Annotated in this window: 20 protein-coding genes and 4 tRNA genes; 10 read left to right on the forward strand and 14 right to left on the reverse strand. The window is 69.6% G+C overall.

The window, feature by feature from the left end; translation table 11 throughout:
* The first annotated feature begins 25 nt into the window (after positions 1-25).
* Positions 26-925 (forward strand): phosphoribosylaminoimidazolesuccinocarboxamide synthase, encoded by a 900-nt coding sequence (locus ACIQPR_RS12965; protein ID WP_403646228.1) that lies wholly within the window; start codon positions 26-28, stop codon positions 923-925.
* 64 nt (positions 926-989) lie between these two features.
* On the opposite strand, the gene ACIQPR_RS12970 is transcribed toward ACIQPR_RS12965, so the two are convergent.
* The 8 genes from ACIQPR_RS12970 to ACIQPR_RS13005 form a co-directional block, all read right to left on the reverse strand.
* Positions 990-1,065 (reverse strand) — tRNA-Gly (locus tag ACIQPR_RS12970).
* Positions 1,066-1,088: 23 nt separating this feature from the next.
* Positions 1,089-1,706, reverse strand: coding sequence for a response regulator (locus tag ACIQPR_RS12975; protein WP_403646230.1), 618 nt, complete (start codon positions 1,704-1,706; stop codon positions 1,089-1,091).
* The gene (locus ACIQPR_RS12980; RefSeq protein WP_403646233.1) at positions 1,703-2,962 is read right to left on the reverse strand and encodes a sensor histidine kinase; all 1,260 of its coding nucleotides are present in this window, start codon (positions 2,960-2,962) and stop codon (positions 1,703-1,705) included. Before ACIQPR_RS12980 ends, ACIQPR_RS12975 begins: the two co-directional genes overlap by 4 nt.
* Before the next feature lie 20 nt (positions 2,963-2,982).
* On the reverse strand, positions 2,983-3,759 hold the full coding sequence (locus tag ACIQPR_RS12985; RefSeq protein WP_403646236.1) for an ABC transporter permease: 777 nt from the start codon (positions 3,757-3,759) through the stop codon (positions 2,983-2,985).
* A complete protein-coding gene (locus tag ACIQPR_RS12990) occupies positions 3,756-4,694 on the reverse strand; it encodes an ABC transporter ATP-binding protein (protein WP_403646239.1) in 939 nt (312 codons plus the stop codon). The genes ACIQPR_RS12985 and ACIQPR_RS12990 overlap by 4 nt, the downstream gene beginning before the upstream one ends.
* A 162-nt stretch (positions 4,695-4,856) precedes the next feature.
* Positions 4,857-4,929, reverse strand: a tRNA-Gly gene (locus tag ACIQPR_RS12995).
* Between the two features lie 80 nt (positions 4,930-5,009).
* Positions 5,010-5,081 (reverse strand) — tRNA-Gly (locus ACIQPR_RS13000).
* Between the two features lie 137 nt (positions 5,082-5,218).
* The gene (locus tag ACIQPR_RS13005) at positions 5,219-5,536 is read right to left on the reverse strand and encodes an Lsr2 family protein (protein WP_019073805.1); all 318 of its coding nucleotides are present in this window, start codon (positions 5,534-5,536) and stop codon (positions 5,219-5,221) included.
* A gap of 310 nt (positions 5,537-5,846) precedes the next feature.
* On the opposite strand from ACIQPR_RS13005, the gene purS reads away from it, so the two are divergent.
* Genes purS through purL form a run of 3 tightly spaced genes read left to right on the forward strand, consistent with a single transcriptional unit; the run spans position 5,847 to position 9,042 of the window.
* Positions 5,847-6,110 carry a phosphoribosylformylglycinamidine synthase subunit PurS gene (gene purS, locus ACIQPR_RS13010; RefSeq protein ID WP_020124274.1) on the forward strand — a complete coding sequence of 88 codons (264 nt, stop codon included), beginning with the start codon at positions 5,847-5,849 and terminating at the stop codon, positions 6,108-6,110.
* Positions 6,107-6,787, forward strand: a complete 681-nt coding sequence (purQ, locus tag ACIQPR_RS13015) for a phosphoribosylformylglycinamidine synthase subunit PurQ (protein WP_403646242.1) — start codon at positions 6,107-6,109, stop codon at positions 6,785-6,787. Before purS ends, purQ begins: the two co-directional genes overlap by 4 nt.
* Positions 6,784-9,042 (forward strand): phosphoribosylformylglycinamidine synthase subunit PurL, encoded by a 2,259-nt coding sequence (purL, locus tag ACIQPR_RS13020; protein WP_403646245.1) that lies wholly within the window; start codon positions 6,784-6,786, stop codon positions 9,040-9,042. The genes purQ and purL overlap by 4 nt, the downstream gene beginning before the upstream one ends.
* A 138-nt stretch (positions 9,043-9,180) precedes the next feature.
* On the opposite strand, the gene ACIQPR_RS13025 is transcribed toward purL, so the two are convergent.
* Positions 9,181-10,704, reverse strand: coding sequence for an MFS transporter (locus tag ACIQPR_RS13025; protein WP_403646247.1), 1,524 nt, complete (start codon positions 10,702-10,704; stop codon positions 9,181-9,183).
* A 95-nt stretch (positions 10,705-10,799) separates the two neighbouring features.
* Between ACIQPR_RS13025 and ACIQPR_RS13030 the strand changes: the two genes are divergently transcribed.
* The 4 genes from ACIQPR_RS13030 (at position 10,800) to purM (ending at position 15,364) form a co-directional block, all read left to right on the forward strand.
* The gene (locus tag ACIQPR_RS13030; protein ID WP_403646250.1) at positions 10,800-11,459 is read left to right on the forward strand and encodes a TetR/AcrR family transcriptional regulator; all 660 of its coding nucleotides are present in this window, start codon (positions 10,800-10,802) and stop codon (positions 11,457-11,459) included.
* A 234-nt stretch (positions 11,460-11,693) separates the two neighbouring features.
* Complete coding sequence (locus ACIQPR_RS13035; RefSeq protein WP_403646253.1) at positions 11,694-12,491, forward strand: sterol carrier family protein; 798 nt, start codon at positions 11,694-11,696, stop codon at positions 12,489-12,491.
* 208 nt (positions 12,492-12,699) lie between these two features.
* Complete coding sequence (gene purF, locus ACIQPR_RS13040) at positions 12,700-14,229, forward strand: amidophosphoribosyltransferase (RefSeq protein ID WP_403646256.1); 1,530 nt, start codon at positions 12,700-12,702, stop codon at positions 14,227-14,229.
* 70 nt (positions 14,230-14,299) lie between these two features.
* Positions 14,300-15,364 carry a phosphoribosylformylglycinamidine cyclo-ligase gene (purM, locus tag ACIQPR_RS13045; RefSeq protein WP_403646258.1) on the forward strand — a complete coding sequence of 355 codons (1,065 nt, stop codon included), beginning with the start codon at positions 14,300-14,302 and terminating at the stop codon, positions 15,362-15,364.
* A 114-nt stretch (positions 15,365-15,478) separates the two neighbouring features.
* Here the strand turns inward: purM and ACIQPR_RS13050 are convergent, their stop codons facing one another.
* Positions 15,479-15,736, reverse strand: a complete 258-nt coding sequence (locus ACIQPR_RS13050; RefSeq protein ID WP_019061825.1) for a DUF3073 domain-containing protein — start codon at positions 15,734-15,736, stop codon at positions 15,479-15,481.
* A gap of 274 nt (positions 15,737-16,010) precedes the next feature.
* Positions 16,011-17,102, reverse strand: coding sequence for a Leu/Phe/Val dehydrogenase (locus tag ACIQPR_RS13055; RefSeq protein WP_403646261.1), 1,092 nt, complete (start codon positions 17,100-17,102; stop codon positions 16,011-16,013).
* Between the two features lie 222 nt (positions 17,103-17,324).
* Here ACIQPR_RS13055 and ACIQPR_RS13060 point away from each other — a divergent pair, with 222 nt between their 5' ends.
* Together ACIQPR_RS13060 and bldC are read left to right on the forward strand one after the other, a co-directional pair.
* Complete coding sequence (locus ACIQPR_RS13060) at positions 17,325-18,170, forward strand: hypothetical protein (RefSeq protein WP_403646264.1); 846 nt, start codon at positions 17,325-17,327, stop codon at positions 18,168-18,170.
* A 529-nt stretch (positions 18,171-18,699) separates the two neighbouring features.
* On the forward strand, positions 18,700-18,906 hold the full coding sequence (gene bldC / locus ACIQPR_RS13065; protein WP_003949541.1) for a developmental transcriptional regulator BldC: 207 nt from the start codon (positions 18,700-18,702) through the stop codon (positions 18,904-18,906).
* A 402-nt stretch (positions 18,907-19,308) separates the two neighbouring features.
* On the opposite strand, the gene ACIQPR_RS13070 is transcribed toward bldC, so the two are convergent.
* The 3 genes from ACIQPR_RS13070 to hrpA all read right to left on the reverse strand — a co-directional run bounded on the left by ACIQPR_RS13070 (position 19,309) and on the right by hrpA (position 23,893).
* Positions 19,309-19,485 (reverse strand): DUF6274 family protein, encoded by a 177-nt coding sequence (locus ACIQPR_RS13070; RefSeq protein WP_236584730.1) that lies wholly within the window; start codon positions 19,483-19,485, stop codon positions 19,309-19,311.
* A gap of 248 nt (positions 19,486-19,733) precedes the next feature.
* Positions 19,734-19,808 (reverse strand) — tRNA-Asp (locus ACIQPR_RS13075).
* 95 nt (positions 19,809-19,903) lie between these two features.
* Positions 19,904-23,893 (reverse strand): ATP-dependent RNA helicase HrpA, encoded by a 3,990-nt coding sequence (gene hrpA / locus ACIQPR_RS13080; protein ID WP_403646267.1) that lies wholly within the window; start codon positions 23,891-23,893, stop codon positions 19,904-19,906.
* Positions 23,894-23,895: the final 2 nt, after the last annotated feature.

A 23,895-nucleotide genomic window follows, 5' to 3' on the forward strand; every position in this document is an offset into this window, starting at 1 on the left:
TTTTCTTCATCGACTGGAGGAACCCGTGTCCGGATTCGTAGAAAAGCCCGAGCCGCTCCAGGTCCCGGGCCTGACGCACCTCCACACCGGCAAGGTGCGGGAGCTCTACCGGAACGAGGCGGGCGAACTCGTGATGGTCGCCAGCGACCGCATGTCCGCCTACGACTGGGTGCTGCCCACCGAGATCCCGGACAAGGGCCGTGTCCTCACCCAGCTCTCCCTGTGGTGGTTCGACCAGCTCGCCGACCTGATCCCCAACCACGTCCTGGGCACCGAACTCCCGCCCGGCGCCCCCGCCGACTGGGCGGGCCGCACCCTCGTCTGCAAGTCGCTGCGGATGGTCCCGGTGGAGTGCGTGGCCCGCGGCTACCTCACCGGCTCCGGCCTGGTCGAGTACAACGCGTCCCGCACGGTCTGCGGCCTCGCCCTCCCCGAGGGCCTGTCCGACGGCAGCGAACTCCCCGCCCCGATCTTCACCCCGGCCACCAAGGCCGCCGTGGGGGAGCACGACGAGAACGTGTCGTACGAGGAGGTCGCCCGGCAGGTCGGGGCCGACACGGCGGCGCAGCTGCGGCAGGCGACCCTCGCGATCTACTCCCGTGCCCGGGACATCGCCCGGGAGCGGGGCGTGATCCTCGCGGACACCAAGTTCGAGTTCGGCTACGAGGGAGAGACGCTCATCGCCGCCGACGAGGTGCTGACCCCGGACTCGTCCCGTTTCTGGCCGGCGGACGCGTGGGAGCCGGGCCACGCGCAGCCGTCGTACGACAAGCAGTTCGTGCGTGACTGGCTGACCGGGCCGGAGTCCGGCTGGGACCGCAGGAGCGAGCAGCCTCCGCCGCCGCTGCCGCAGCGGGTCGTGGACGCCACGCGCGCGAAGTACATCGAGGCGTACGAGCGCCTGACCGGCCAGACCTGGAGCTAGGCCCCGAAGGCCCCCGGAGCAGGGGGCACGAAAAAACCCCGGTCCACCGGACCGGGGTTTTCGCTGGAGCGGACGACCAGGTTCGAACTGGCGACCTCAACCTTGGCAAGGTTGCGCTCTACCAACTGAGCTACGTCCGCGCTGCGCCGTGGCGCGAGAGCAACTATACCCAACCTCGCTCGCGCGCGAGACGCACTGCCGTATGACGGTTCTCGGCACCGAGTTTCGAGGCGGCCGAGGAGAGGTAGTTCCGCACGGTCCCCTGGGACAGCGCGGCCCGTTCGGCGATCTCCGCGACCGGTGCCCCGTCCGCGGCCAGTTCCAGGACCTCCGCCTCGCGCGCGGTCAGCGGGGAGTCCCCGGCGGAGATCGCGTCGGCGGCCAACTCCGGGTCGACGTACCGCTGTCCGGCGTGCACCGTGCGGATGATCTCCGCGAGCCGCCGCGCGCTCACCGTCTTCGGGACGAACCCGCGCACACCGGCCGCGAGGGCCCGCTTGAGATGACCGGGCCGGCCGTGCCCGGTCACGATCAGGACCTGGCAGTCGGGCAGTTCGGCGCGCAGCGATGTGGCGACCTTCACACCGTCCGCCCCGGGCATCTGCAGATCCAGTACGGCCACATCGGGCCGGTGCGCCCGCGCCATGGCCAGCGCCTCGGGCCCGGTCGCCGCCTCCGCGACCACCAGCAGATCGTCCTCCAGCCCGAGCAACGCGGCCAGCGCCCCCCGGATCAGATGCTCGTCATCGGCCAGCAGCAGCCGTACGACATCGTCGGTCATGACGTGACACCTCCCGTACCCGCTCCGGCCGCCGTCCCCGCGGCCAGCGGCACGGTCGCCACCACCCGGAAGCGGTCGCCGTCCACGGAGCCCGCCTCCAGCCCGCCGCCCACCGCGGTCAGCCGTTCCCGCAGGCCCACCAGGCCCGCCCCGCCGCCGGTGCCGGCGGCCACCGCGCCGACCGGCTTCGCGCCGTCGTTCTCCACGGTCAGCACCACACTCCCCTCCGTCACCCGGACCGCGACCGCGCAGCGCCCCGCGTTGCCGTGGCGCAGCACGTTGGTGGTCGCCTCGCGGACCACCCAGCCGAGGGCCGACTGCACCTCGGGCGGCAGCCCCGCCGCCTCCCCGGTCACCTCGCACTCGATGCCCGCCGCGGTCAACACACCCTGCGCACCCGCCAGTTCGACATCGAGCGCGCTCTCGCGATACCCCCGTACGACATCCCGTACCTCGCGCTGCGACTCGTGGGCGATCCGCTGGACCTCGATCATCTGCTCCACCGCCTCGGGCCGCCCGCGCCGCGCCAGCTGTACGGCGAGTTCGCTCTTCAGCGCGATCACCGACAGGTTGCGGCCCATCACGTCGTGCAGATCGCGGCCGAACCGCAGCCGTTCCTCGGCGACCGCGAGCCGGGCCCGGGTCTCGCGGGCCTCGTCGAGTTCGTAGACGGCGTCGAGGAGCCAGACGGAGAAGACGGCGGTGAAGGCGACACCACCCCCGGCGAGGACGACGACGAGCGCGGTGACGAGCGCGGCCGGGGCGGCCACCCCCAGGGCGAGCTGGAGGACCAGCGTGCCGCCGACCACACCCGCGATCAACGCCAGGACCTGCCCGCGGCGGACCCCGAGCGTCAGGGTGCCGATGCCGAAGCTCAGCACGCCCACCAGGAGCGTGGTCGCGGCGGCCTGCACGTGGTCGTCGTGCGGGCCGCGCTCCCCCAGCACGATCGCGACGGCGGCGATCAGCGCGGTCACCGCCCCGAGCGACCACAGCAGCCGTACGGGCTGTGCGCGCCGGTCGCGCGTCCAGTCGAGCGCCCGGGAGGCGGTCGCGGAACAGAGCAGCGCGTGCCCGGTCACGAGCACCGCCGTCCAGCTCGCGATGCCCGTCCCGACCTGCGCGAACAGCGGCAGCCCGATCGCGGCGACCTCGACCAGCGCGAAGAAGTGGAAGGACAGCCGGGTGTACGCCTCGACCTTCCCGGGCGTGGTCTTCCGCCCCCACCAGCCGCGTGTGCTGCCAGGTGTCCGCATGATCCGGTGCTCTCCGTACCTCAGCGCCGCGGTTCCCAGCGGAACCACCGCCGTACAGCAAACACCGCGAGGACGGTCCAGGCCAGCGCGGTCAGGACGGCGACCAGCGCCTCGGAGCCGGACAGGTCGCCGTTCCAGCCGCCGCCGATCAGCCGCATCACGGGGGAGAGGGGAAGGAACCGGCAGACGTCGGCGACCCGGTCGGAGATCAGCTGGAGCGGGACGATGATCCCGGATCCCATCATCGACACCAGCACCATCGGCAGCGCGGTCACCTGCGCGCTCTCCGCCGTCCTGGTCACGCTCGCCGTGAGGGCTGCCAGCGCCGCGCTCAGGACGAGGCCGAACAGCAGCCCCAGGACGACGAGTTGGGGCATCGCGGGGGCCCCGGCGGCCAGCAGCGGCACACAGGCCGCGGCCAGCAGCAGCGACTGGACGAACCCGAGGCACACGGCCGGGAGCGCGGTGCCGGCGAGGATCTCGGAGTCGCCGAGCTCCCCGGTGCGCAGCCGCTTGAGGACGAGTTCCTCGCGGCGCGCGACGAAGGCGCCGACCAGGGACGAGTACACGGCGAACAGCAGCGAGAAGCCGATCGCGGCGGTGAGCATCACCGAGCCGACCGACAGCCCCGACCCCTTCAGATCCAGCTGGTCGACCGCGGGCCGCACACTGAACGGCAGGACCAGCGGCACGAACAGCGCCGTGACCACCGCGTTCCGGTTCCGCCCGAGCAGGCTCAGCTCGGCCCGCCCCAGCGCCCGCAGCCGCCCCGCCGGAGTGGTCGCCACGCCGTTCACGCGGCCACCTCCTGCTCCCGCGCGATCCCCAGGAACGCCTCCTCCAGCGAGGCCGACCGCACCTCCAGCCGCCGCAGCTCGATCCGCGCCCGCTCGGCCCACACCAGCAGCCCGGTCGCCGCCCGCTGCACCTCGTGCGTCCGCAGCCGTACGACCCTCCCGGCCACCTCGTGTCCGACGACCCCCAGTTCGCCGAGCGGCGGCAGGTCCCCGACGAAGTAGCCCGCGGGCAGTTCGAAGGAGATCCGTGAGGGCCGGTCGGCCGTCACCTCGTCCGGGGTGCCGGTGACCGCGATCCGCCCCTCGCTCATGATCGCGAGCCGGTCCGCGAGGTCCTCGGCCTCCTCCAGGTAGTGCGTGGTCAGCAGCACGGTCGTCCCGCCGTCGCGCAGCGCCCGCACCAACTCCCAGGTGTCCCGGCGCCCTTCGGCGTCCAGCCCGGTCGTCGGCTCGTCGAGGAACAGCACCTCGGGCTCCCCGAGCAGCGCGAGCGCGAGATCGAGCCGCCGCCGTTCACCCCCGGACAACTGCTTCACCCGTACGGCGGCCCGCCGCTCCAGCCCGACCAGGGCGAGCGCCTCCGGCACCGGCCGGGACCCGCTCGTGCAGCCGGCCCACATCCGCGCGGTCTCGGCGACGGTCAGCTCGGACGGGAAGCCGCCCTCCTGGAGCATCACCCCGGTCTGCGGCCGTACGGCGGCCCGCTCGGTGTGGGGATCGTGGCCCAGCACGCGCACCCGGCCGCCGGACGGCGCCGCGAGCCCCTCCAGTACCTCGACGGTCGAGGTCTTGCCGGCGCCGTTGGTGCCGAGCAGCGCGAAGACCTCGCCGCGCCGCACGGAGAATGTGATCCCCCGCACAGCCTCGAACCCGCCCCCGTAGACACGGTGCAGGTCGGTGACCTCAATCACGTGTTCGTGTTCGTTGGTGTCCATGGCTCCAGCGTCCCGGCGGCGCGGGCGCGGCAGCAGTGCGCGCTGTCATCACTCGGCATGACAAATGTCAGGCCCGAGCGATCTGTTGAGCTGGATCGGACGCACGAGCTGGGTCGGGCACACGAAAAGGCCCCGGTCCATTGGACCGGGGCCTTCTTCCCGAGCGGACGACCAGGTTCGAACTGGCGACCTCAACCTTGGCAAGGTTGCGCTCTACCAACTGAGCTACGTCCGCATTGCCTCCGACCGGCTCTCACCGATCGGCGCGAGCACCAGCCTACCCGATCCACCGGAGTGGTCTGGACGGCGATGCAGAGCGGGTGACAGGAATTGCACACTGCGCCTTCCCCCTGGAAGGAGGATGTTCTGCTACTGAACTACACCCGCTTGTACTCCGTGAGCTGGGCCTTTCGGCCTCGCCCCTCGGCGTGCTCCGAACTCTAGCTGACCAGGAGGGGTGCAGCGCAAGTCGGTTCCCCCGAGGGCCCGGTGACCGGTCGTCGGCCCAGTCCCACGGCGACCGCTCACTGCGCGGCGGCGAACGCCTCGTAGACCTTCTTGGGGATGCGTCCGCGGGCCGGCACGTCCATCTTGTTCGCCTGTGCCCAGGCGCGGACGGCCGCCGGGTCGGGGGCGACCTCGGTCTGGCGGTAGGCCTTGCCCGACCGCGACCGCTTGCGACCTGCGTCCACGTACGGCGCGAGCGCCTTACGCAGTTTCTTGGCATTGGCTTGATTCAGGTCGATCTCGTACGACTTGCCGTCGAGTCCGAAGGCGATCGTCTCCGCCGCTTCCGAGCCGTCGATGTCGTCAAAGAGAGTGACCACGACCTTCTGCGCCACGAATATCGGTCCCTTCGTGCGGCACTCGATACAGCTCAGCTGTGGTGATGTGCCGAGTGTTGGTTATTTCTAATTCATTTGTACAGTGCCCGGCAATGCATTGTGAAGCCTGACTAAATCTGTCCGCGTGTCCGAGTGCAATAGGTATCCGGGGGCGATCGGGGATCTTTCCCGTAACTTTTCGTGAACTCCCCCCTCCGATACCGGATCGTGATCGCGGTCACGTAGGTTCCTACTAATCTACTCGCGTAGAATTTTTGTACGGGTAGTCTGAAGGCACCAGCTCAGCACCACACCACCGGGAGTGCCCGTGGCACGCGTCGTAGTCGACGTCATGCTCAAGCCGGAGATCCTCGACCCCCAGGGCCAGGCGGTCCAGCGTGCGCTGCCGCGCCTGGGTTTCGAAGGCATCTCCGACGTACGTCAGGGAAAGCGATTCGAACTGGAAGTTGACGGACCGGTCGACGAGGCCGTCCTCGCCCGCATCCACGATCTTGCGGAATCCTTCCTCGCCAACACCGTGATCGAGGACTTCACCGTCAAGGTGGAGGAAGTCGCGGAGGCCGCGAAGTGACCGCTCGTATTGGCGTCGTCACTTTCCCGGGCAGCCTCGACGACCGGGACACCCAGCGCGCGATCCGCCTCGCCGGCGCCGAACCGGTCGCCCTCTGGCACAAGGACAAGAACCTCCACCAGGTCGACGCGGTCGTCCTCCCGGGCGGTTTTTCCTACGGCGACTATCTGCGCGCGGGTGCCATCTCCCGCTTCTCGCCGGTGATGGAGACGGTCATCGAGCAGGCGAAGTCGGGACTCCCCGTCCTCGGTATCTGCAACGGCTTCCAGGTCCTCACCGAAGCGCACCTCCTGCCCGGCGCGATGCTCGGCAACAACCATCTGCACTTCATCTGTCGTGACCAGAAACTGCGGGTGGAGAACGCGGGCACGGCCTGGACCGGTGACTACACCGCGGGCCAGGAGATCCACATCCCGCTGAAGAACATGGACGGCCGCTACGTCGCCGACGAGCACACGCTCGACGAGCTGGAGGCCGAGGGCCGGGTGGTCTTCCGCTACCTGGACCTCAACCCGAACGGCTCGCTCCGCGACATCGCCGGCATCACGAACGCGGCGGGCAACGTCGTAGGACTCATGCCGCACCCCGAACACGCGGTCGAGCCGCTCATCGGGTCCGGTCGCACCGACGGCCTCCCCTTCTTCACCTCGATCCTCAAGAAGCTGGTGGGCGCATGAGCCGGACGCCTCTGGACACGGTCGAGCACGCGGCCGAGACCCCCGACGTCGAGTTGCCCTGGGCCGAACTCGGCCTGAAGAAGGACGAGTACGAGCGGGTCGTGGAGATCCTCGGCCGCCGCCCGACCGGCGCCGAGCTGGCCATGTACTCCGTCATGTGGTCCGAGCACTGCTCGTACAAGTCCTCCAAGGTCCACCTCCGCCAGTTCGGCGAGAAGGCCCCCCAGTCGGACGCCCTCCTCGTCGGCATCGGCGAGAACGCGGGCGTGGTCGACGTCGGCCAGGGCTACGCGGTCACCTTCAAGGTGGAGTCGCACAACCACCCGTCCTACGTCGAGCCGTACCAGGGCGCGGCCACGGGCGTCGGCGGCATCGTCCGCGACATCATCGCGATGGGCGCCCGCCCGGTGGCCGTGGTCGACCCGCTCCGCTTCGGCGCGGCGGACCACCCCGACACCAAGCGCGTCCTCCCGGGCGTCGTCGCGGGCATCGGCGGCTACGGCAACTGCCTGGGCCTGCCCAACATCGGCGGCGAGGTCGTCTTCGACGCCTGCTACCAGGGCAACCCGCTGGTCAACGCGGGCGCCATCGGCGTCATGCGGCACGAGGACATCCACCTCGCGAAGGCCTCCGGCGCCGGCAACAAGGTCATCCTCTACGGCGCCCGCACGGGCGGCGACGGCATCGGCGGCGCGTCGATCCTCGCGAGCGAGACCTTCGACGACGCCAAGCCCTCGAAGCGCCCCGCCGTCCAGGTCGGCGACCCCTTCCAGGAGAAGCTGCTCATCGAGTGCACGCTCGAAGCCTTCGCCGAGAAGCTGGTCGTCGGCATCCAGGACCTCGGCGCGGCGGGCCTGTCCTGCGCTACGTCCGAGCTGGCGTCGAACGGCTCCGGCGGCATGACGGTCACCCTGGACGACGTACCGCTCCGCGACTCCACGCTCTCGCCCGAGGAGATCCTCATGAGCGAGTCGCAGGAGCGGATGTGCGCGGTCGTGGAGCCGTCCAAGGTCGACCGCTTCCTCGCGATCTGCGAGAAGTGGGACGTCATCGCCACGGTCATCGGCGAGGTGACCGACGGCGACCGCCTCGAAATCTTCTGGCACGGCGGCAAGATCGTCGACGTCGACCCGCGCACGGTCGCACACGACGGCCCGGTCTACGAGCGCCCGTACGCCCGCCCGTCCTGGCAGGACGCGCTCCAGGCGGACGACGCCAACAAGCTTGCCCGGCCCGCGACTTCGGAGGAACTGAAGTCCCAGGTCCTGGCCCTGGTGTCGTCTCCGAACCAGGCGTCCAAGAAGTGGATCACCTCGCAGTACGACCACTTCGTGCAGGGCAACACGGTGCTGGCGCAGCCCGAGGACTCGGGCATGATCCGCATCGATGAGGAGACCGGCCTCGGCGTGGCCATCGCGACGGACGGCAACGGCCGCTACGCGAAGCTGGACCCGTACACGGGCGCCCAGCTGGCGCTCTCGGAGGCGTACCGGAACGTGGCGACGACGGGTGCGAAGCCCCTCGCGGTCTCCGACTGCCTGAACTTCGGTTCGCCCGAGGACCCGGCGGTGATGTGGCAGTTCGCGGAGGCGATCCGCGGACTGGCCGACGCCTGCCAGCAGTTGGGCACGCCGGTCACCGGCGGCAACGTCTCCCTCTACAACCAGACGGGCGACGTCGCTATCCACCCGACCCCGGTGGTCGCGGTCCTGGGCGTGATCGACGACGTCGCCCGCCGCACCCCGGTCGCCTTCCAGGAGGAGGGCCAGCTGCTCTACCTCCTCGGCGACACCCGCGAGGAGTTCGGCGGCTCGGCCTGGTCCCAGGTCGTCCACGACCACCTCGGCGGCCTGCCCCCGAAGGTCGACCTGGAGCGCGAGCGGCTCCTCGCCGAGATCCTGATCTCCGCCTCCCGCGACGGCATGATCGACTCGGCGCACGACCTGTCCGACGGCGGTCTGGTCCAGGCGGTCGTGGAGTCGGCCCTGCTGGGCGAGAAGGGCGCACGCCTGATCGTCCCGGACGGCCTGGACGCGTTCACCTTCCTCTTCTCGGAGTCGGCGGGCCGCGCGGTCGTCGCCGTCCCGCGCTCGGAGGAAGTCCGCTTCAACGACATGTGCGGCGCGCGGGGCCTGCCGGTCACGCGCATCGGTGTCGTGGACGGCGGATCGATCGATGTCCAGGGCGAGTTCACCCTCTCCCTGGCCGAACTGCGCGAGGCGCACGAGGGCACGATCCCGGCCCTGCTGGCATAGCGGTCCTCGCGCCGGACGTCGAAAGCGTTCGTGGAGCGGTCACGAAGACGACCGCCCCACGAACGCTTTCGCATGTCGGACCTCCTGAGCCGAACCGCGCGCCGTTCCTTGTCGCGTCTCCCGCCCGAGGGTCCCGACTCACCCCCGTCGCGATACCGGAACCGGACTCAACTCCCCCGGAATCTCGACCACTTGAGCACCGACGACCTCGCCACCCCGTCCGGCACCCGGCCCGGCACCCCGGGCACCGAGCCGCCCCGGCAACCGCAACGCCATCACCACGCACACCCCCATCAACACCGCCCCGCACAAGAAGACCGAGCCCATCGCGTCGACGTACGAGTCCACGCCCGCCACCCGGGCCGCCCCCGTCAGTGAAGCGAGCGGGCCGGGCCCGTCGTACAGCCGGGTGACCACCGTGCCGAAGAGCGCCGCGCCCAGGGCCGTGCCCAGGGTCTGGAAGAAGCGGGTGGCGGTGGTGGCCACCCCCAGCTGGTGCCGGGGCGCCGCGTCCTGGACCAGCTGGATGAGCTGGCCGAGCAGGAGCCCGAAGCCCATCCCGACCAGGAGCAGATCCCCGCGCAGCAGCCACAGGGAAGTGCCCGTACCCAGAGTGGACAGGGACAGGAACGCCACCGCGCCGATCGCCGAGCCGACCGTCACGAACGTCCGCTCCTGCCAGCCCCGTTCGGTGAGCCTCGCGGAGAGGATGCCGACCGAGGTCATCCCGAGGGCCATGGGCAGCAGATACAGACCGGCCGAAGAGCTGCTGATGCCACGGGCCACCTGGAGATAGACCATGACGTAGTACATGGCGCCCACCATGGCGGCCCCCATCAGCCCCTGGATGGCGAACCCCCACCGCAACTCCCGCACCCGGAACAGGGACAGCGGGAGGATCGGCTCGGCCGCCGTCTTCTGACGCCAGAGGAAGAGAGCCAGCGCGGCCACGGCGGTCAGACCCAGCCCCGCGATCTGCGGCGACGCCCACGGGTACTGCTTGCCGCCCCACTCGGTCATCAGCAGCAGCGCCGCCGAGAACAAGGCGGCGAGGGCCGCGCCCAGGAAGTCGATGCGATGGCGCTGCGACCTCCGGGGCAGCTTCAGGACGAGCGCGCCGAGGACCAGCACGGCCAGGCCGAGCGGCAGGTTGATGTAGAAGATCCAGCGCCAGCTCGCGTGGTCCGCGAGCATCCCGCCGATCCACGGACCGACGGCCATCCCGCCGCCCGAGACGACCCCGCCCATGCCCGCGCCCTTGGCGTCCTTCTCACCGGGCCCTCTCAACTCGGCGATCACCACCATCGTGACGCTCAGCAGCCCGCCGGCCCCGATGCCCTGCACCGCCCGCGCGGCGATCAACTGCCCTATGGACTGGGCCGCCCCGCACAACGCCGAGCCGACCAGGAACACCCCCACGGCGGTCAGGAAGACGCGCTTCGCGCCGAGGGTGTCGCACAGCTTGCCGTACAGCGGGAGCACGGCGGCCGACGCCAGCGCGAACGCGCTGACCAGCCAGGGGATCTTGTCGATGCCATGGGCGGGGTCCAGATCGCGGACGATCGGCACGGTCGCGGCGGACACGATCTGCATGTCCAGAACGGCCAGAACGATCGTGACAAGACAGATGAGGAAGCCGATGCGGCGCTGATTCTCGGTCATGCCCCCACGATGCGGCAAAGACATATACCGAGTCAACATTTAATCCGAGCCAATCTTTAATCCCGACCCATAAATAATCTTGGTACAGTGATGTCATGGCTGCTGAGGCGATGGGGCTGCGCGAACGCAAGAAGATCCAGACGGAGCTGCGGATCTACCGCACAGCCGTCGAACTGTTCCTGGAGAAGAGCTTCGAGGCCGTCTCGGTGCAGGAGATCGCGGACGCGGCCGAGGTGTCCAAGATGACCGTCTTCAACTACTTCGGCACCAAGGAGGACCTGGTCTTCCGCCCCATCGAGGAGCACTTCTCCGACGCGGCCCGAGCCGTCCGCGACCGCGCCCCCGGCGAGTCCGCGGTGGCCGCCGTACGCAGACAGTTCCTGGAGCTGATCGAGAACCGCGACCCGTCGATAGGCCTGCACGTCGAGCCGTTCGGACGCCGGATCCGCCACCTCGTCATGCGAACCCCGGTCCTGAGGGAGCGCGCCTACCTCAGCTCCGAGAAGGGCGCCCGCGAACTGGCCGACGTCCTCACGGACGAGACCGGCGACCCCGTCCTGGCCCTGATCGCCGCCGCCACCCTCACCGCCGCCCGCAACGCCCTCGTAGAAGATCACCACCGCCGCCTGGACGCCGGCGAATCAGTGGACGACGTCACCGCCGACGCCACCACCAGAGCCACCCAAGCCTTCGACCTGGTCGAACACGGCCTGGCCAACTACGCCCACAAACCCACCACCCCACAAGCCACATGACTCGACGTGCCACGGGCGCTGGTGGCCGCACGACGGACGGGAGCGGGTCGTGGCGGTACGGCGAGCCCGCCGCTTAGCTGGTCCCCACGCCGTCCACCTGGCAACTGACAGAGGGGCGCGACCGCGGCGGGCTCGCCGTACCGCCACGACCCCGACACCCACCCCAACGCCGCCCCAACGCCGCCCCGGCGCCACCCCGACACCCACCCCGACCCGCGGATTAGGCTCCCACCCATGCCCCCGGCCAAGAAGCGCGCCCGCACATACGACCCCGCCAAGACCCGCACCGCGGTCCTCGCCCAGTTCGGGAACGTACGGCAGGCCGTGGCCACCCTCACCCCCGAGCAACTAGCCCTCCCCACCCGCCTGGGCGACTGGACCGTACGAGAACTGGTCGCGCACATCGGCATGGCGCTCACGGCGATCGAGCGCGCCCTCGCCCTGCCGGAGCCGCCCACGCAGGACGCCGTACTCCTGGACTGGCCGTTCGCGACGGGCGCCAGCTCGGTGGCGATCGACGAGTTCACCCGCCGGATGGTCGAGGAGCACCCCGACCTCCCCACCCACCTCGCCGACATCGAGCAGACCCTCACCGACCACCTGAACACGAACCCCGGCACCCGCCTCCTCCAGACCAACGCCGGCGCCATCCCCCTGGCCGACTACCTCGTCACCCGCACCGTCGAACTGGTCGTCCACACCGACGACCTCAACACCGCGGTCCCCGGCCTCGCGACCCCCTACGACCGCCAGGCCCTGGCCACCTGCACCCGACTGCTGGCCGACGCGCTCGCCGCGAAGGCGCCCGGCGGCTCGACCGAGGTGCGCGTCCCGCCGTACGCCGTCGTGCAGTGCGTCGAGGGCCCCCGGCACACGCGCGGCACCCCGCCCAACGTCGTGGAGACGGACCCCCTGACCTGGACGCGGCTCGCGACCGGCCGGACCTCGTGGCGGGACGCGGTGGAGGCCGCACAGGTGCGGGCGAGCGGCGAGCGCGCCGACCTCGGAGACCTGTTGCCGATCATGTCCTGACACCGGTTCGGAGCTGGTCGGGGCCGATCGGGGCCGATCGGGGCGCGACAGGATGTGCGACCGCTCACCTCGTAGGGCGGCCGACCGGGCCGCCGTAGCGCAGCTTTCCGCGTTTTCGCTGGTGAGGGCCGTGGCATCGGCGAGTGATCCATTGCAGGCGCGTATCCCGAATTCGGACCAGTGGTCGATCTCGCCTACACTCGGTGCCGTGCCACGTGGTGACGGTCGACTCAGTCATGATCTGCTCCCCGGTGAGAAAGGACCCCAGGACGCTTGTGGCGTCTTCGGAGTCTGGGCTCCCGGTGAAGAGGTCGCCAAGCTCACTTACTTCGGGCTCTACGCCCTCCAGCATCGAGGCCAGGAGTCCGCGGGAATCGCGGTCAGCAACGGCTCGCAGATCCTCGTCTTCAAGGACATGGGCCTGGTCTCCCAGGTCTTCGACGAGACCTCGCTCGGTTCGCTCCAGGGTCATATCGCGGTCGGTCACGCCCGCTACTCGACCACCGGCGCCTCCGTGTGGGAGAACGCCCAGCCGACGTTCCGTGCCACCGCGCACGGTTCGATCGCGCTCGGGCACAACGGCAACCTGGTCAACACCGCCCAGCTCGCGGAGATGGTCGCCGACCTCCCGAAGAAGGAGGGCGGTCGCACCCCGCGGGTGGCCGCGACCAACGACACGGACCTCCTGACGGCGCTGCTCGCCGCGCAGGAGGACCCCGACGGCAAGCCGCTGACCATCGAGGAGGCCGCCCACGCGGTCCTCCCGAAGGTCCAGGGCGCCTTCTCGCTCGTCTTCATGGACGAGCACACGCTTTACGCGGCCCGTGACCCGCAGGGCATCCGCCCGCTGGTCCTCGGCCGCCTGGAGCGCGGCTGGGTCGTCGCCTCCGAGTCCGCCGCCCTCGACATCTGCGGCGCCGCGTACGTGCGCGAGATCGAGCCGGGCGAGTTCGTCGCGATCGACGAGAACGGCCTGCGCACCTCCCGATTCGCGGAAGCGAAGCCCAAGGGCTGTGTCTTCGAGTACGTCTATCTGGCCCGCCCCGACACCGACATCGCCGGTCGGAACGTGTACCTCTCCCGTGTGGAGATGGGCCGGAAACTCGCCAAAGAAGCTCCCGTCGAGGCCGATCTGGTCATAGCGACTCCGGAGTCCGGCACCCCGGCCGCGATCGGTTACGCGGAGGCCTCGGGCATCCCGTTCGGTGCCGGTCTGGTGAAGAACGCCTATGTCGGCCGTACGTTCATCCAGCCCTCGCAGACCATCCGGCAGCTCGGCATCCGCCTGAAGCTGAACCCGCTGAAGGAAGTCATCAAGGGCAAGCGCCTGGTCGTCGTCGACGACTCGATCGTGCGCGGCAACACCCAGCGGGCGCTGGTGCGCATGCTCCGCGAGGCCGGGGCCGCCGAGGTCCACATCCGGATCTCCTCGCCGCCCGTGAAGTGGCCCTGCTTCTTCGGCATCGACTTCGCCACCCGCGCGGAACTCATCGCCAACGGCATGACGATCGACGAGATCGGCACCTCGCTGGGCGCCGACTCCCTGTCGTACATCTCCATCGACGGCATGATCGAGGCGACCACCATCGCCAAGCCGAACCTGTGCCGGGCCTGCTTCGACGGCGAGTACCCGATGGACCTCCCGGACCCCGAGCTGCTCGGCAAGCAGCTCCTGGAGACCGAGCTGGCGGCCGGTCCGGCCGCCACGGCCGCCGCCGACGCGATCCGTCGCCCGTAGGCCCCGCCGCGGCCCCGCGGCGGCACCACCGCGGCCCCGCCGCACCCATCAACGCGAAAGATCCCAGGCAATGTCCGAGACCAGTGCCAGCTACGCCAGCGCAGGCGTCGACATCGAAGCGGGCGACCGCGCCGTAGAACTCATGAAGGAGTGGGTCAAGAAGACCCGGCGCCCCGAGGTCCTCGGCGGCCTCGGCGGCTTCGCCGGACTCTTCGACGCCTCCGCCCTCAAGCGGTTCGAGCGCCCCCTGCTGGCCTCCGCCACGGACGGCGTCGGCACGAAGGTCGACATCGCCCGCCGCCTCGGCGTCTACGACACGATCGGCCACGACCTGGTCGCGATGGTCATGGACGACATCGTGGTGTGCGGCGCGGAGCCGCTCTTCATGACCGACTACATCTGCGTCGGCAAGGTGCACCCCGAGCGTGTCGCGGCCATCGTCAAGGGCATCGCCGAGGGCTGTGTGCTGGCCGGCTGCGCCCTGGTCGGCGGCGAGACGGCCGAACACCCCGGACTGCTCGGCCCGGACGACTTCGACGTCGCGGGCGCCGGTACGGGCGTCGTGGAGGCCGACCGGCTGCTCGGCGCGGATCGCATCCGCGCGGGTGACGCGGTCATCGCCATGGCCGCTTCCGGACTTCACTCGAACGGGTACTCGCTCGTCCGGCACGTCCTCCTCGACCAGGCCGGCCTGGAGCTGGAGGCGCGCGTCGACGAACTCGGCCGCACCCTCGGCGAGGAACTCCTGGTGCCCACCAAGATCTACTCGCTGGACTGCCTGGCGCTGACCCGCACGACCGACGTGCACGCCTTCTCGCACGTCACCGGCGGCGGGCTCGCCGCCAACCTCGCCCGGGTGATCCCGGACGACCTGCACGCGATCGTGGACCGCTCCACCTGGACCCCGGCGCCGGTCTTCGACCTGGTCGGGAGGACCGGCCGGGTCGAGCGCCTGGAGCTGGAGAAGACCCTGAACATGGGCGTCGGCATGATCGCGATCGTCCCCGAGGAGTCCGCGGACGTGGCCCTGGAGACCCTGGCCGACCGCGGGGTCGAGGCCTGGGTGGCCGGCGAGATCACCGAGCGCGGCGACCACGCGACGGGCGCGGAGCTGGTCGGGGACTACGCGGCCTGACCGGAGCGGCCGGCTGCCGAACGGCAGCACAAAACCCGGTCCGGCGGTGTTGCCCCGGACCGGGTGAGGTGCAGTTGTTCCGGATATGCGGAAACTGCGAGGGACGCTGTTGCGTCAAGCTCCGCGACGTTGGGACTGGGGACCGGACTCGTCGTCCTCGTCCTCGTCGTCGTCGTTGTAGAGATCCGCGTACTGAGCGTACGGGTCGTCTTCTTCCTCGTCGTCGTCCTCGAACGGCTCGCCATTCGGCGGCTGGCTCGAAGTCGAAGCGCCCAGCTCATTGGCCAGACGCGAGAGGTCAGTCCCGCCGCTGCTGTACTTCAGCTGGCGGGCGACCTTCGTCTGCTTGGCCTTTGCCCGGCCGCGCCCCATGGCTCGACCCCCTCGGATACGGGGCTCGGTGGCCCCAGAGTCTTGACACGCGTTCATGATCTGGAACGGACTCTCCGTGGAGAGACCGGTCCGTAGGGCTTCCACGGTACCTGAGCCCGCGCCCATACGGTACGTCGCCCGCAGCACGTGCCGGGCCACAGGACCCGCGAGGTGCCCTGTCCTCGCTGGTCAACCGCGATTTTAACCACTTCTTGGCAGGCGACCCGCCGACGAACGTGAGAGTTCTCTCCAAGTCGCCGCCGGCGGGTACCGCTCACCTGTTCCGCGAGGCCGCCTCGTGCATCCGCTGCTCGGCGATCCGGTCGGCCGCCGCGGCCGGCGGAATACCGTCGTCCTTCGCACGTGCGAATATGGCCAGCGTGGTGTCGAAGATCTTCGCGGCCTTCGCCCTGCACCGCTCGAAGTCGAACCCGTGCAGCTCGTCGGCGACCTGGATCACCCCGCCGGCGTTCACCACGTAGTCCGGCGCGTAGAGGATCCCGCGGTCGGCGAGGTCCTTCTCGACACCCGGGTGCGCGAGCTGGTTGTTGGCCGCGCCGCACACCACCTGGGCGGTCAGCACCGGCACGGTCTCGTCGTCCAGGGCACCGCCGAGGGCGCAGGGGGCGTAGATGTCGAGCCCCTCGACCCGGATCAGCGCCTCCGTGTCCGCGACGGCGCTCACACCGGCCGGGTGCTTGTCGAGGATCCGCCGTACGGACTCCTCGCGCACATCGGTGACGACGACCTCGGCGCCCTCGTCCCGCAGGTGGTCGACCAGGTGGTGCCCGACCTTGCCGACGCCCGCGACGCCGACCCGGCGACCGCGCAGCGACGGATCGCCCCACAGGTGCCGCGCGCTGGCCCGCATGCCCTGGAAGACGCCGAAGGCGGTCAGTACGGAGGAGTCGCCCGCGCCGCCGTGCTCCGGCGAGCGCCCGGTCGTCCAGCGGCACTCGCGCGCCACGACGTCCATGTCGGCGACATAGGTGCCGACATCGCACGCGGTGACGTACCGCCCGCCGAGCGAGGCCACGAACCGGCCGTAGGCGAGCAGCAGTTCCTCGGTCTTGTCGCGCTCCGGGTCGCCGATGATCACGGCTTTCCCGCCGCCGTGGTCCAGGCCGGCCATGGCGTTCTTGTACGACATCCCGCGGGCGAGGTTGAGCGCGTCGGCGACGGCCTCGGCCTCGCTCGCGTAGGGGTAGAAGCGCGTGCCGCCCAGCGCGGGGCCCAGCGCGGTGTTGTGGATGGCGATGACGGCCTTGAGGCCGCTGGCCCGGTCCTGGCAGAGCACGACTTGCTCATGACCGCCCTGGTCCGAGTGGAACAGGGTGTGCAGGACGCCGTTGTCTACGTCGGTCACGGTGGTGACTCCTGGGTGAGTGGCGGCGGTTGGAGACAGGCTCCCGTAGGGGTGGCGGGTGCCGTGGCACGAGCGTAGGGCCTGCGTGTGACCGCCATCGGTGCAGTGTTCAGGATCACCTACCGAAGGGGGGTGTCCGTGCGACGATTTGCATAGTTTTCCCGCCCGTTTGTGAGCGGGTTCCGAAGGTTTTCCTGACGGTCGGCGGGGGAGGGAGCAGGCGTGCCCAAGAAGGTGTCCTCGGTGGTCGTCCCCTACGCGACCTATCTACGGGTCTACGAACCACTGGCAGCTTTCCCGGAGCCGGAGCGCGGCCACTGGACGCGCTACGCCCGCCGGCCCGACCGTCCCTCGTACCAGGACGAACTGCGCCGGGCGCTGGCCGACTTGCTGCCCACCCCGCCGGTCGCGGTGCCGGTGCACGAGAGCGCCGACGCCTTCGTGGTGGAGGTCGACGGCGTGGTCTGCGTCTGCCCCTGGCGCACCCGGCTGCGCGGCTGGCAGGCCCTGGGAGACCTCGCGGAGGACCTTCCGCCGTCGGTCCTGGACGCCGTACTGCCGCCGCTCGTACGGCATCAGGCCACGCAGGACTACGAGCGCTGGCTGGCCCGCAACCCGGACGCGCGGCCGTGGATCCGGACGGCGACCTGGCAGGTGCCGCTGAACTGGTTCGTGCTCGTGGGGGACGACGAGCGCCGCTACGACAAGGCCTCCGGGGACGATCCGCCGATGCTGCGCTACCGGACGCCGATGGTGCAGGCACGGCGGCGCACGGCGCGGGCGCTGCGGACGCTGAAGGACACCCTCGACGACGGTCCGCTGATCGACGGTCTGGTGGATGTGGGGCGCTGGCTGGAGGAGTTCCATCCGCGTTCGCTTGTGGAACTGGACTACGGCGGGCTCGTGCACGTCCTGCCGGCCGGCGAGCTGGAGGACGACCACTCGGCGGCGGACGTCGCCGAGGGCATCGAGGCGCTGCGGACCGGGGACGGCGCGGCGGCGGGCGAGGCCTATGGGCGGCTCGTGGAGCGGTGGCGGTCGGTCAGGGACCGGCGTTCGGCGAACTGAGGCCCTGATCGACGGGGTCGGCGAGGCCGACGAGGCTGACACCTTCGAACAAGTGCGCATAGGATTCTTACGGTTCGTCAACACGGGACGTAGGTCCCGATCCGGACGATTGATGTCAAGCGTGACGGATCGCACGTGCGGATCCCTTGCGCCCCTTGCCCGCCCTCATGCCAAAATAGGACAAGGAGTCCGGGGAGGACTCTGTCCGTCCCGTTGTGGGCGGAATCTCAGCATTGCGTGTTTTGGGGGGTCTGGATGACTCCTGATCACCCTGTGACTGATCGTCACAGTGGTGTGACTGTCCGTTATGGCATGGTCCATCGGCTTCCGTCGCTGATGGACACCTGGGAGGGCAATTCCATCGGTTTGGCCGTAGGGGTTGGACAGATGGTGTAGTTGTAGTGCCGAGGACATGCCGTTCGTCCTATAACCGACTCGACTCGCGTCCGCCATTTCGGGCAACGCGGGTCAAGGTGCAGAATTTAGAGGAAAGAACCGAGAAGGTTCGGTTCTCCCGAGGAGGCCGCTCATGACCGCTCGCACCCCTGATGCCGAGCCGCTGCTGACCCCGGCTGAGGTCGCCACGATGTTCCGTGTGGACCCCAAGACGGTCACGCGGTGGGCGAAGGCCGGCAAGCTCACTTCGATTCGCACGCTCGGCGGACACCGCCGTTACCGCGAGGCGGAGGTCCGTGCACTGCTCGCGGGCATTCCGCAGCAGCGCAGCGAAGCCTGACCAACTGAACACGGGCGAAACGGCTGGTCCCCCAACCGGTCAGGCGCCCGAACAGCACAGCTCCAAGCGACGCGGGTTCTGCCCCAACAGAGCCCACGCCCAACGCTCTTAGACATGTGAACACAGGGTGCGTCGTAGATCGCGCTGGACTCCGCCGGGTCCAGCGCGATCTTTTTTGTGCCTGGTCGTGGCTCCGTGCGCGGCTGCCACGGGCTCCTGTGAGGGACCTTGTCGGAGTCTGGGGAGGGCTGTCGGATCTCCTGTGGACCACTGCTCACAGGGGTGCAATTGCACATATTAAATTGACCAGTTGTAGGCGAGTCTTAAGTTCCACCGTTTCAAAAACTTATGCGGTGACACCCGTCACATGCCAGGGGACTTGTTGCCGCTGACCTATGTGCGCTAGGGGAGTTGGTCCGGTGGATCGTCCTGGGGCTCCGGTGGCGGAGGCGAGTCCAGGGCCAGCCGCAGCAGTCGGTGGCAGATGGGACAGTGCCGGGTCACATGGCGGTACGAGCTGGCGGCCGACAGATGCGCGCGGAGCAGAGCCCGCGTCTCATGCCTGACCGAAGCCGCCATGCGCCACCTCCAGGGAGCCTGCCGGGAACGGGCCCTGGTTTCTGGGTACCTGGCGGCGGTGGGGGCGTCAAGGGCGCCGTAGCGGCCACGGGGACGCCGGAACGCGCGAAAGCCCGGGTCGGGGGACCCGGGCTTTCGCATGCTCGGCGCGATCCCGACGGGATTTGCCGTACCCGATTGCGGCTGCGCCGCAGGCGCACGAATAAGGCCCGCGTCTCCGGAGAGTTGCGGGCCTTGGTCGTTCACTGCGGTCCTGACGGGATTTGAACCCGCGGCCTCCACCTTGACAGGGTGGCGAGCACTCCAAACTGCTCCACAGGACCTGGTTTCGCGGCACTTGATGGTGCGTTGTGCTGCGAGACGAGACTGTACAGGAGGGTGGCCCGCCTGGTCGAACTCACCCTGTGTGCGGGTGCCGTCACGGCGCGGCGGCGTCGATCGCCTTCACGATCCGCTTGTCGGAGACCGGGTACGCCGTGCCCAGCGCGTGCGCGAAGTAGCTGACCCGGAGCTCCTCGATCATCCAGCGGATGTCCCGCACGGAGGAGGGCACCGGCCGGCCTTGCGGGAGTTGTTCGAGGAGCCAGGCGTACTCGTCCTGCATCTCGTGCACCTTCTCCATGCGGGTGGTGTCCCGCTGGACCCCGGTCGGCATCTGCTGGAGCCGGCGGTCCGCGGCCACCAGGTAGCGCATCAGGTCGGGGAGCCGGCGTATCCCGGCCGCCGTGACGAAGCCGGGCTTCACCAGCGCGTCCAACTGGGCCCGTACGTCCGCGAGGTTCGGCAGCAGGGCCGGGCTGTGCGCCGCCTTCAGACGGCGCTCACAGGCCTGCCAGGCGGCCAGCACCTGCTGGACCTGGCCCACGGCCCGGACCGTCGTGTCGACGATCTCCGCCCGCACCCGCTCGTACAGCTTCCGGTACGACTCCTCGTCCCACGCCGGTCCGCCGAAGTCGCCGATGAGTTTGTCGGCGGCGGCCAGCGCGCAGTCGTCGAACAGCGCCTGGATCGAACCGTGCGGATTCGCCGACAGCGCGAGCTTCTGCGCGTTGGTGAGCTTTTCGGAAGCGAACTTCGCCGGATTGACCGGGATGTTGCGGACGATCAGCCGCCGCGTGCCCTTCCACATCGCCTCCGCCTGCTCGGCCTCCGTGTCGAAGAGCCGTACGGAGACGGTGTCGCCGTCGTCGACCAGCGCCGGGTACGCCTTCACCGGCTGGCCCGCCCGGCGCGTCTCGAAGACCCGCGACAGGGTGCCGATCGACCAGTCGGTCAGGCCCTGGCGCTCCAGGGACTCCCCGCCCTCGCGTTCGGCCGTCGCCGCTGCCGCCTGCGAGATCGCCTGCCGCGCCTTCGGCTTGAGCCGGAGCTTCAGCGCCTCCAGGTCCTTGTCCTCGGCCAGCTTCCGACGTCGTTCGTCGACGATCCGGAAGGTGACGAGGAGATGGTCCGGGACCTTCGACCAGTCGAAGTCGTCGGCCGTGAAGGGGACTCCGACCATCCGCTTCAGCTCACGGGCCATCGTCGTGGTGAGGGACTCCCGCAACGGGGCCGCCGTCGCCAGGAAGCGCTGGGCGAAGTTCGGGGCCGGTACGTAGTTGCGGCGGATCGGCTTCGGGAGGGAGCGGATCAGTTCCGTCACGACCTCCTCCCGCAGGCCCGGGATCTGCCAGTCGAAGCCCTCGTCCGTGACCTGGTTGAGGACGTGCAGCGGGATGTGGACCGTGACACCGTCGGCGTCCGCGCCCGGCTCGAACTGGTACGTCACCCGGAACTTGAGCGGCCCCTGCCGCCACGAGTCCGGATAGTCGTCCTTGCTGATGTCGCCCGCACGCTCGTTGATGAGCATAGAGCGCTCGAAGTCGAGGAGTTCGGGCTCTTCGTGCCGCTTGTGCTTCCACCAGGAATCGAAGTGCGCGCCGGACACGACGTGTTCGGGCACCCGCTGGTCGTAGAAGTCGTAGAGCGTCTCGTCGTCGACCAGGATGTCCCGGCGCCGGGCCCGGTGCTCCAACTCCTCGACCTCGGTGAGGAGTTTTCGGTTGTCGGCGAAGAACTTGTGGTGCGTGCGCCAGTCGCCCTCGACCAGCGCGTTGCGGATGAACAGCTCGCGGCTCGCCTCCGGGTCGATGCGGCCGTAGTTCACCTTGCGCTGGGCGATGATCGGGACGCCGTAGAGCGTGACCTTCTCGAAGGCCATCACGGCCGCCTGGTCCTTCTCCCAGTGCGGTTCGCTGTACGTCCGCTTCAGGAGGTGGCCGGCGAGGGGCTCGACCCACTCGGGCTCGATCTTCGCGTTGACGCGCGCCCAGAGGCGTGAAGTCTCCACCAGTTCCGCCGACATGACGAAACGCGGGGTCTTCTTGAAGAGCGCCGAGCCGGGGAAGATCGCGAACTTGGCGCTGCGGGCGCCCAGATACTCGTTCTTCGCGCCGTCCTTCACGTCCTTCATGCCGATGTGGGACAGGAGTCCGGCCAGGAGCGAGACGTGGACGCTCTGCTCGGCCGCGTCCTCCTCGTTGAACTGGATGCCCATCTGCCGGGCCACCGTGCGGAGTTGGCTGTAGATGTCCTGCCACTCGCGGATCCGGAGGAAGTTCAGGTACTCCTGCTTGCACATCCGGCGGAACGCCGAGGAGCCGCGCTCCTTCTGCTGCTCGCGGATGTACCGCCACAGGTTCAGGAAGGCGAGGAAGTCGCTCGTCTCGTCCCGGAAGCGGGCGTGCTGCTGGTCGGCCTGCGTCTGCTTGTCGGCCGGGCGCTCGCGCGGGTCCTGGATGGAGAGCGCGGCGGCGATCACCATGACCTCGCGGACACAGCCGTTCTTGTCGGCCTCCAGGACCATGCGGGCCAGCCGCGGGTCCACGGGCAGTTGGGCGAGCTTGCGGCCCGTCTGCGTGAGCCGCTTGCGCGGGTCCTTCTCGGCCGGGTCCAACGCGCCCAGTTCCTGGAGGAGTTGGACGCCGTCACGGATGTTGCGGTGGTCCGGCGGATCGATGAACGGGAACTTCTCGATGTCCCCGAGCCCGGCCGCCGTCATCTGGAGGATGACCGAGGCGAGGTTCGTCCGCAGGATCTCGGCGTCGGTGAACTCCGGACGGGCGAGGAAGTCGTCCTCGGAGTAGAGCCGGACGCAGATGCCGTCGGACGTACGGCCGCAACGGCCCTTGCGCTGATTGGCACTTGCCTGGCTGACCGCCTCGATGGGCAGCCGCTGCACCTTCGTCCGGTGGCTGTAGCGGCTGATGCGGGCGAAGCCGGGGTCGATGACGTACTTGATGCCCGGCACGGTGAGGGAGGTCTCGGCGACGTTGGTCGCCAGAACGATCCTGCGGCCCGTGTGCTGCTGGAACACCCGGTGCTGCTCCGCGTGCGAGAGCCGGGCGTACAGCGGCAGCACCTCTGTGAAGCGGTAGTTCTTCTTCTCCAGCGCGTCCGCCGTGTCGCGGATCTCCCGCTCGCCGGACAGGAAGACCAGGATGTCGCCCTTGCCCTCGCCCTGGAGCTCCTCGACGGCGTCGCAGATCGCGGTGATCTGGTCGCGGTCGGCGTCCTCGGAGTCGTCTTCGAGGAGCGGGCGGTAGCGCACCTCCACCGGATACGTCCGGCCGCTGACCTCGATGATCGGGGCATCGCCGAAGTGCCGTGAGAAACGCTCCGGGTCGATCGTCGCCGAGGTGATGACGACCTTCAAGTCCGGGCGCTTGGGCAGCAGTTGGGCCAGATAGCCGAGCAGGAAGTCGATGTTGAGGGACCGCTCGTGGGCCTCGTCGATGATGATCGTGTCGTAGGCGCGCAGTTCGCGGTCGGTCTGGATCTCGGCGAGCAGGATGCCGTCCGTCATCAGCTTGATGAACGTCGACTCCGGGTTCACCTGGTCCGTGAAGCGGACCTTCCAGCCGACGGCCTCGCCGAGCGGGGTGTCCATCTCCTCGGCGACCCGTTCCGCCACGGTCCGGGCGGCGATCCGGCGGGGCTGGGTGTGCCCGATCATGCCGCGGACGCCGCGGCCGAGTTCGAGACAGATCTTCGGGATCTGGGTCGTCTTGCCGGAGCCGGTCTCACCGGCCACGATCACCACCTGGTGATCACGGATCGCGGCGGCGATGTCGTCCTTCTTCTGGCTGACCGGCAGCTGCTCGGGATACGAGATCGCGGGGACACGACGGCGCCGTTCGGCCATCCGCTCCTCGCCGCGGGCCACCTCGGCCTCGATCTCGGCGAGCACGGCGGCCCGGGCCTCCGGCTTGCGTATCCTGCGCGCGCCTTCGAGCCTGCGCCCGAGCCGGTGCGCGTCGCGCAGGGTCAGCTCGGTCAGGCGGGGGGCGAGATCGCCGAGGGCGGAGGCGCCGGGACCGGCGGTACCGGAGGCGGAGGAGCCGGGCGCGGAGGCGGGGTGCGTAGACATAC

The organism is Streptomyces sp. NPDC091280 (assembly GCF_044768565.1).
Taxonomy (GTDB): domain Bacteria; phylum Actinomycetota; class Actinomycetes; order Streptomycetales; family Streptomycetaceae; genus Streptomyces.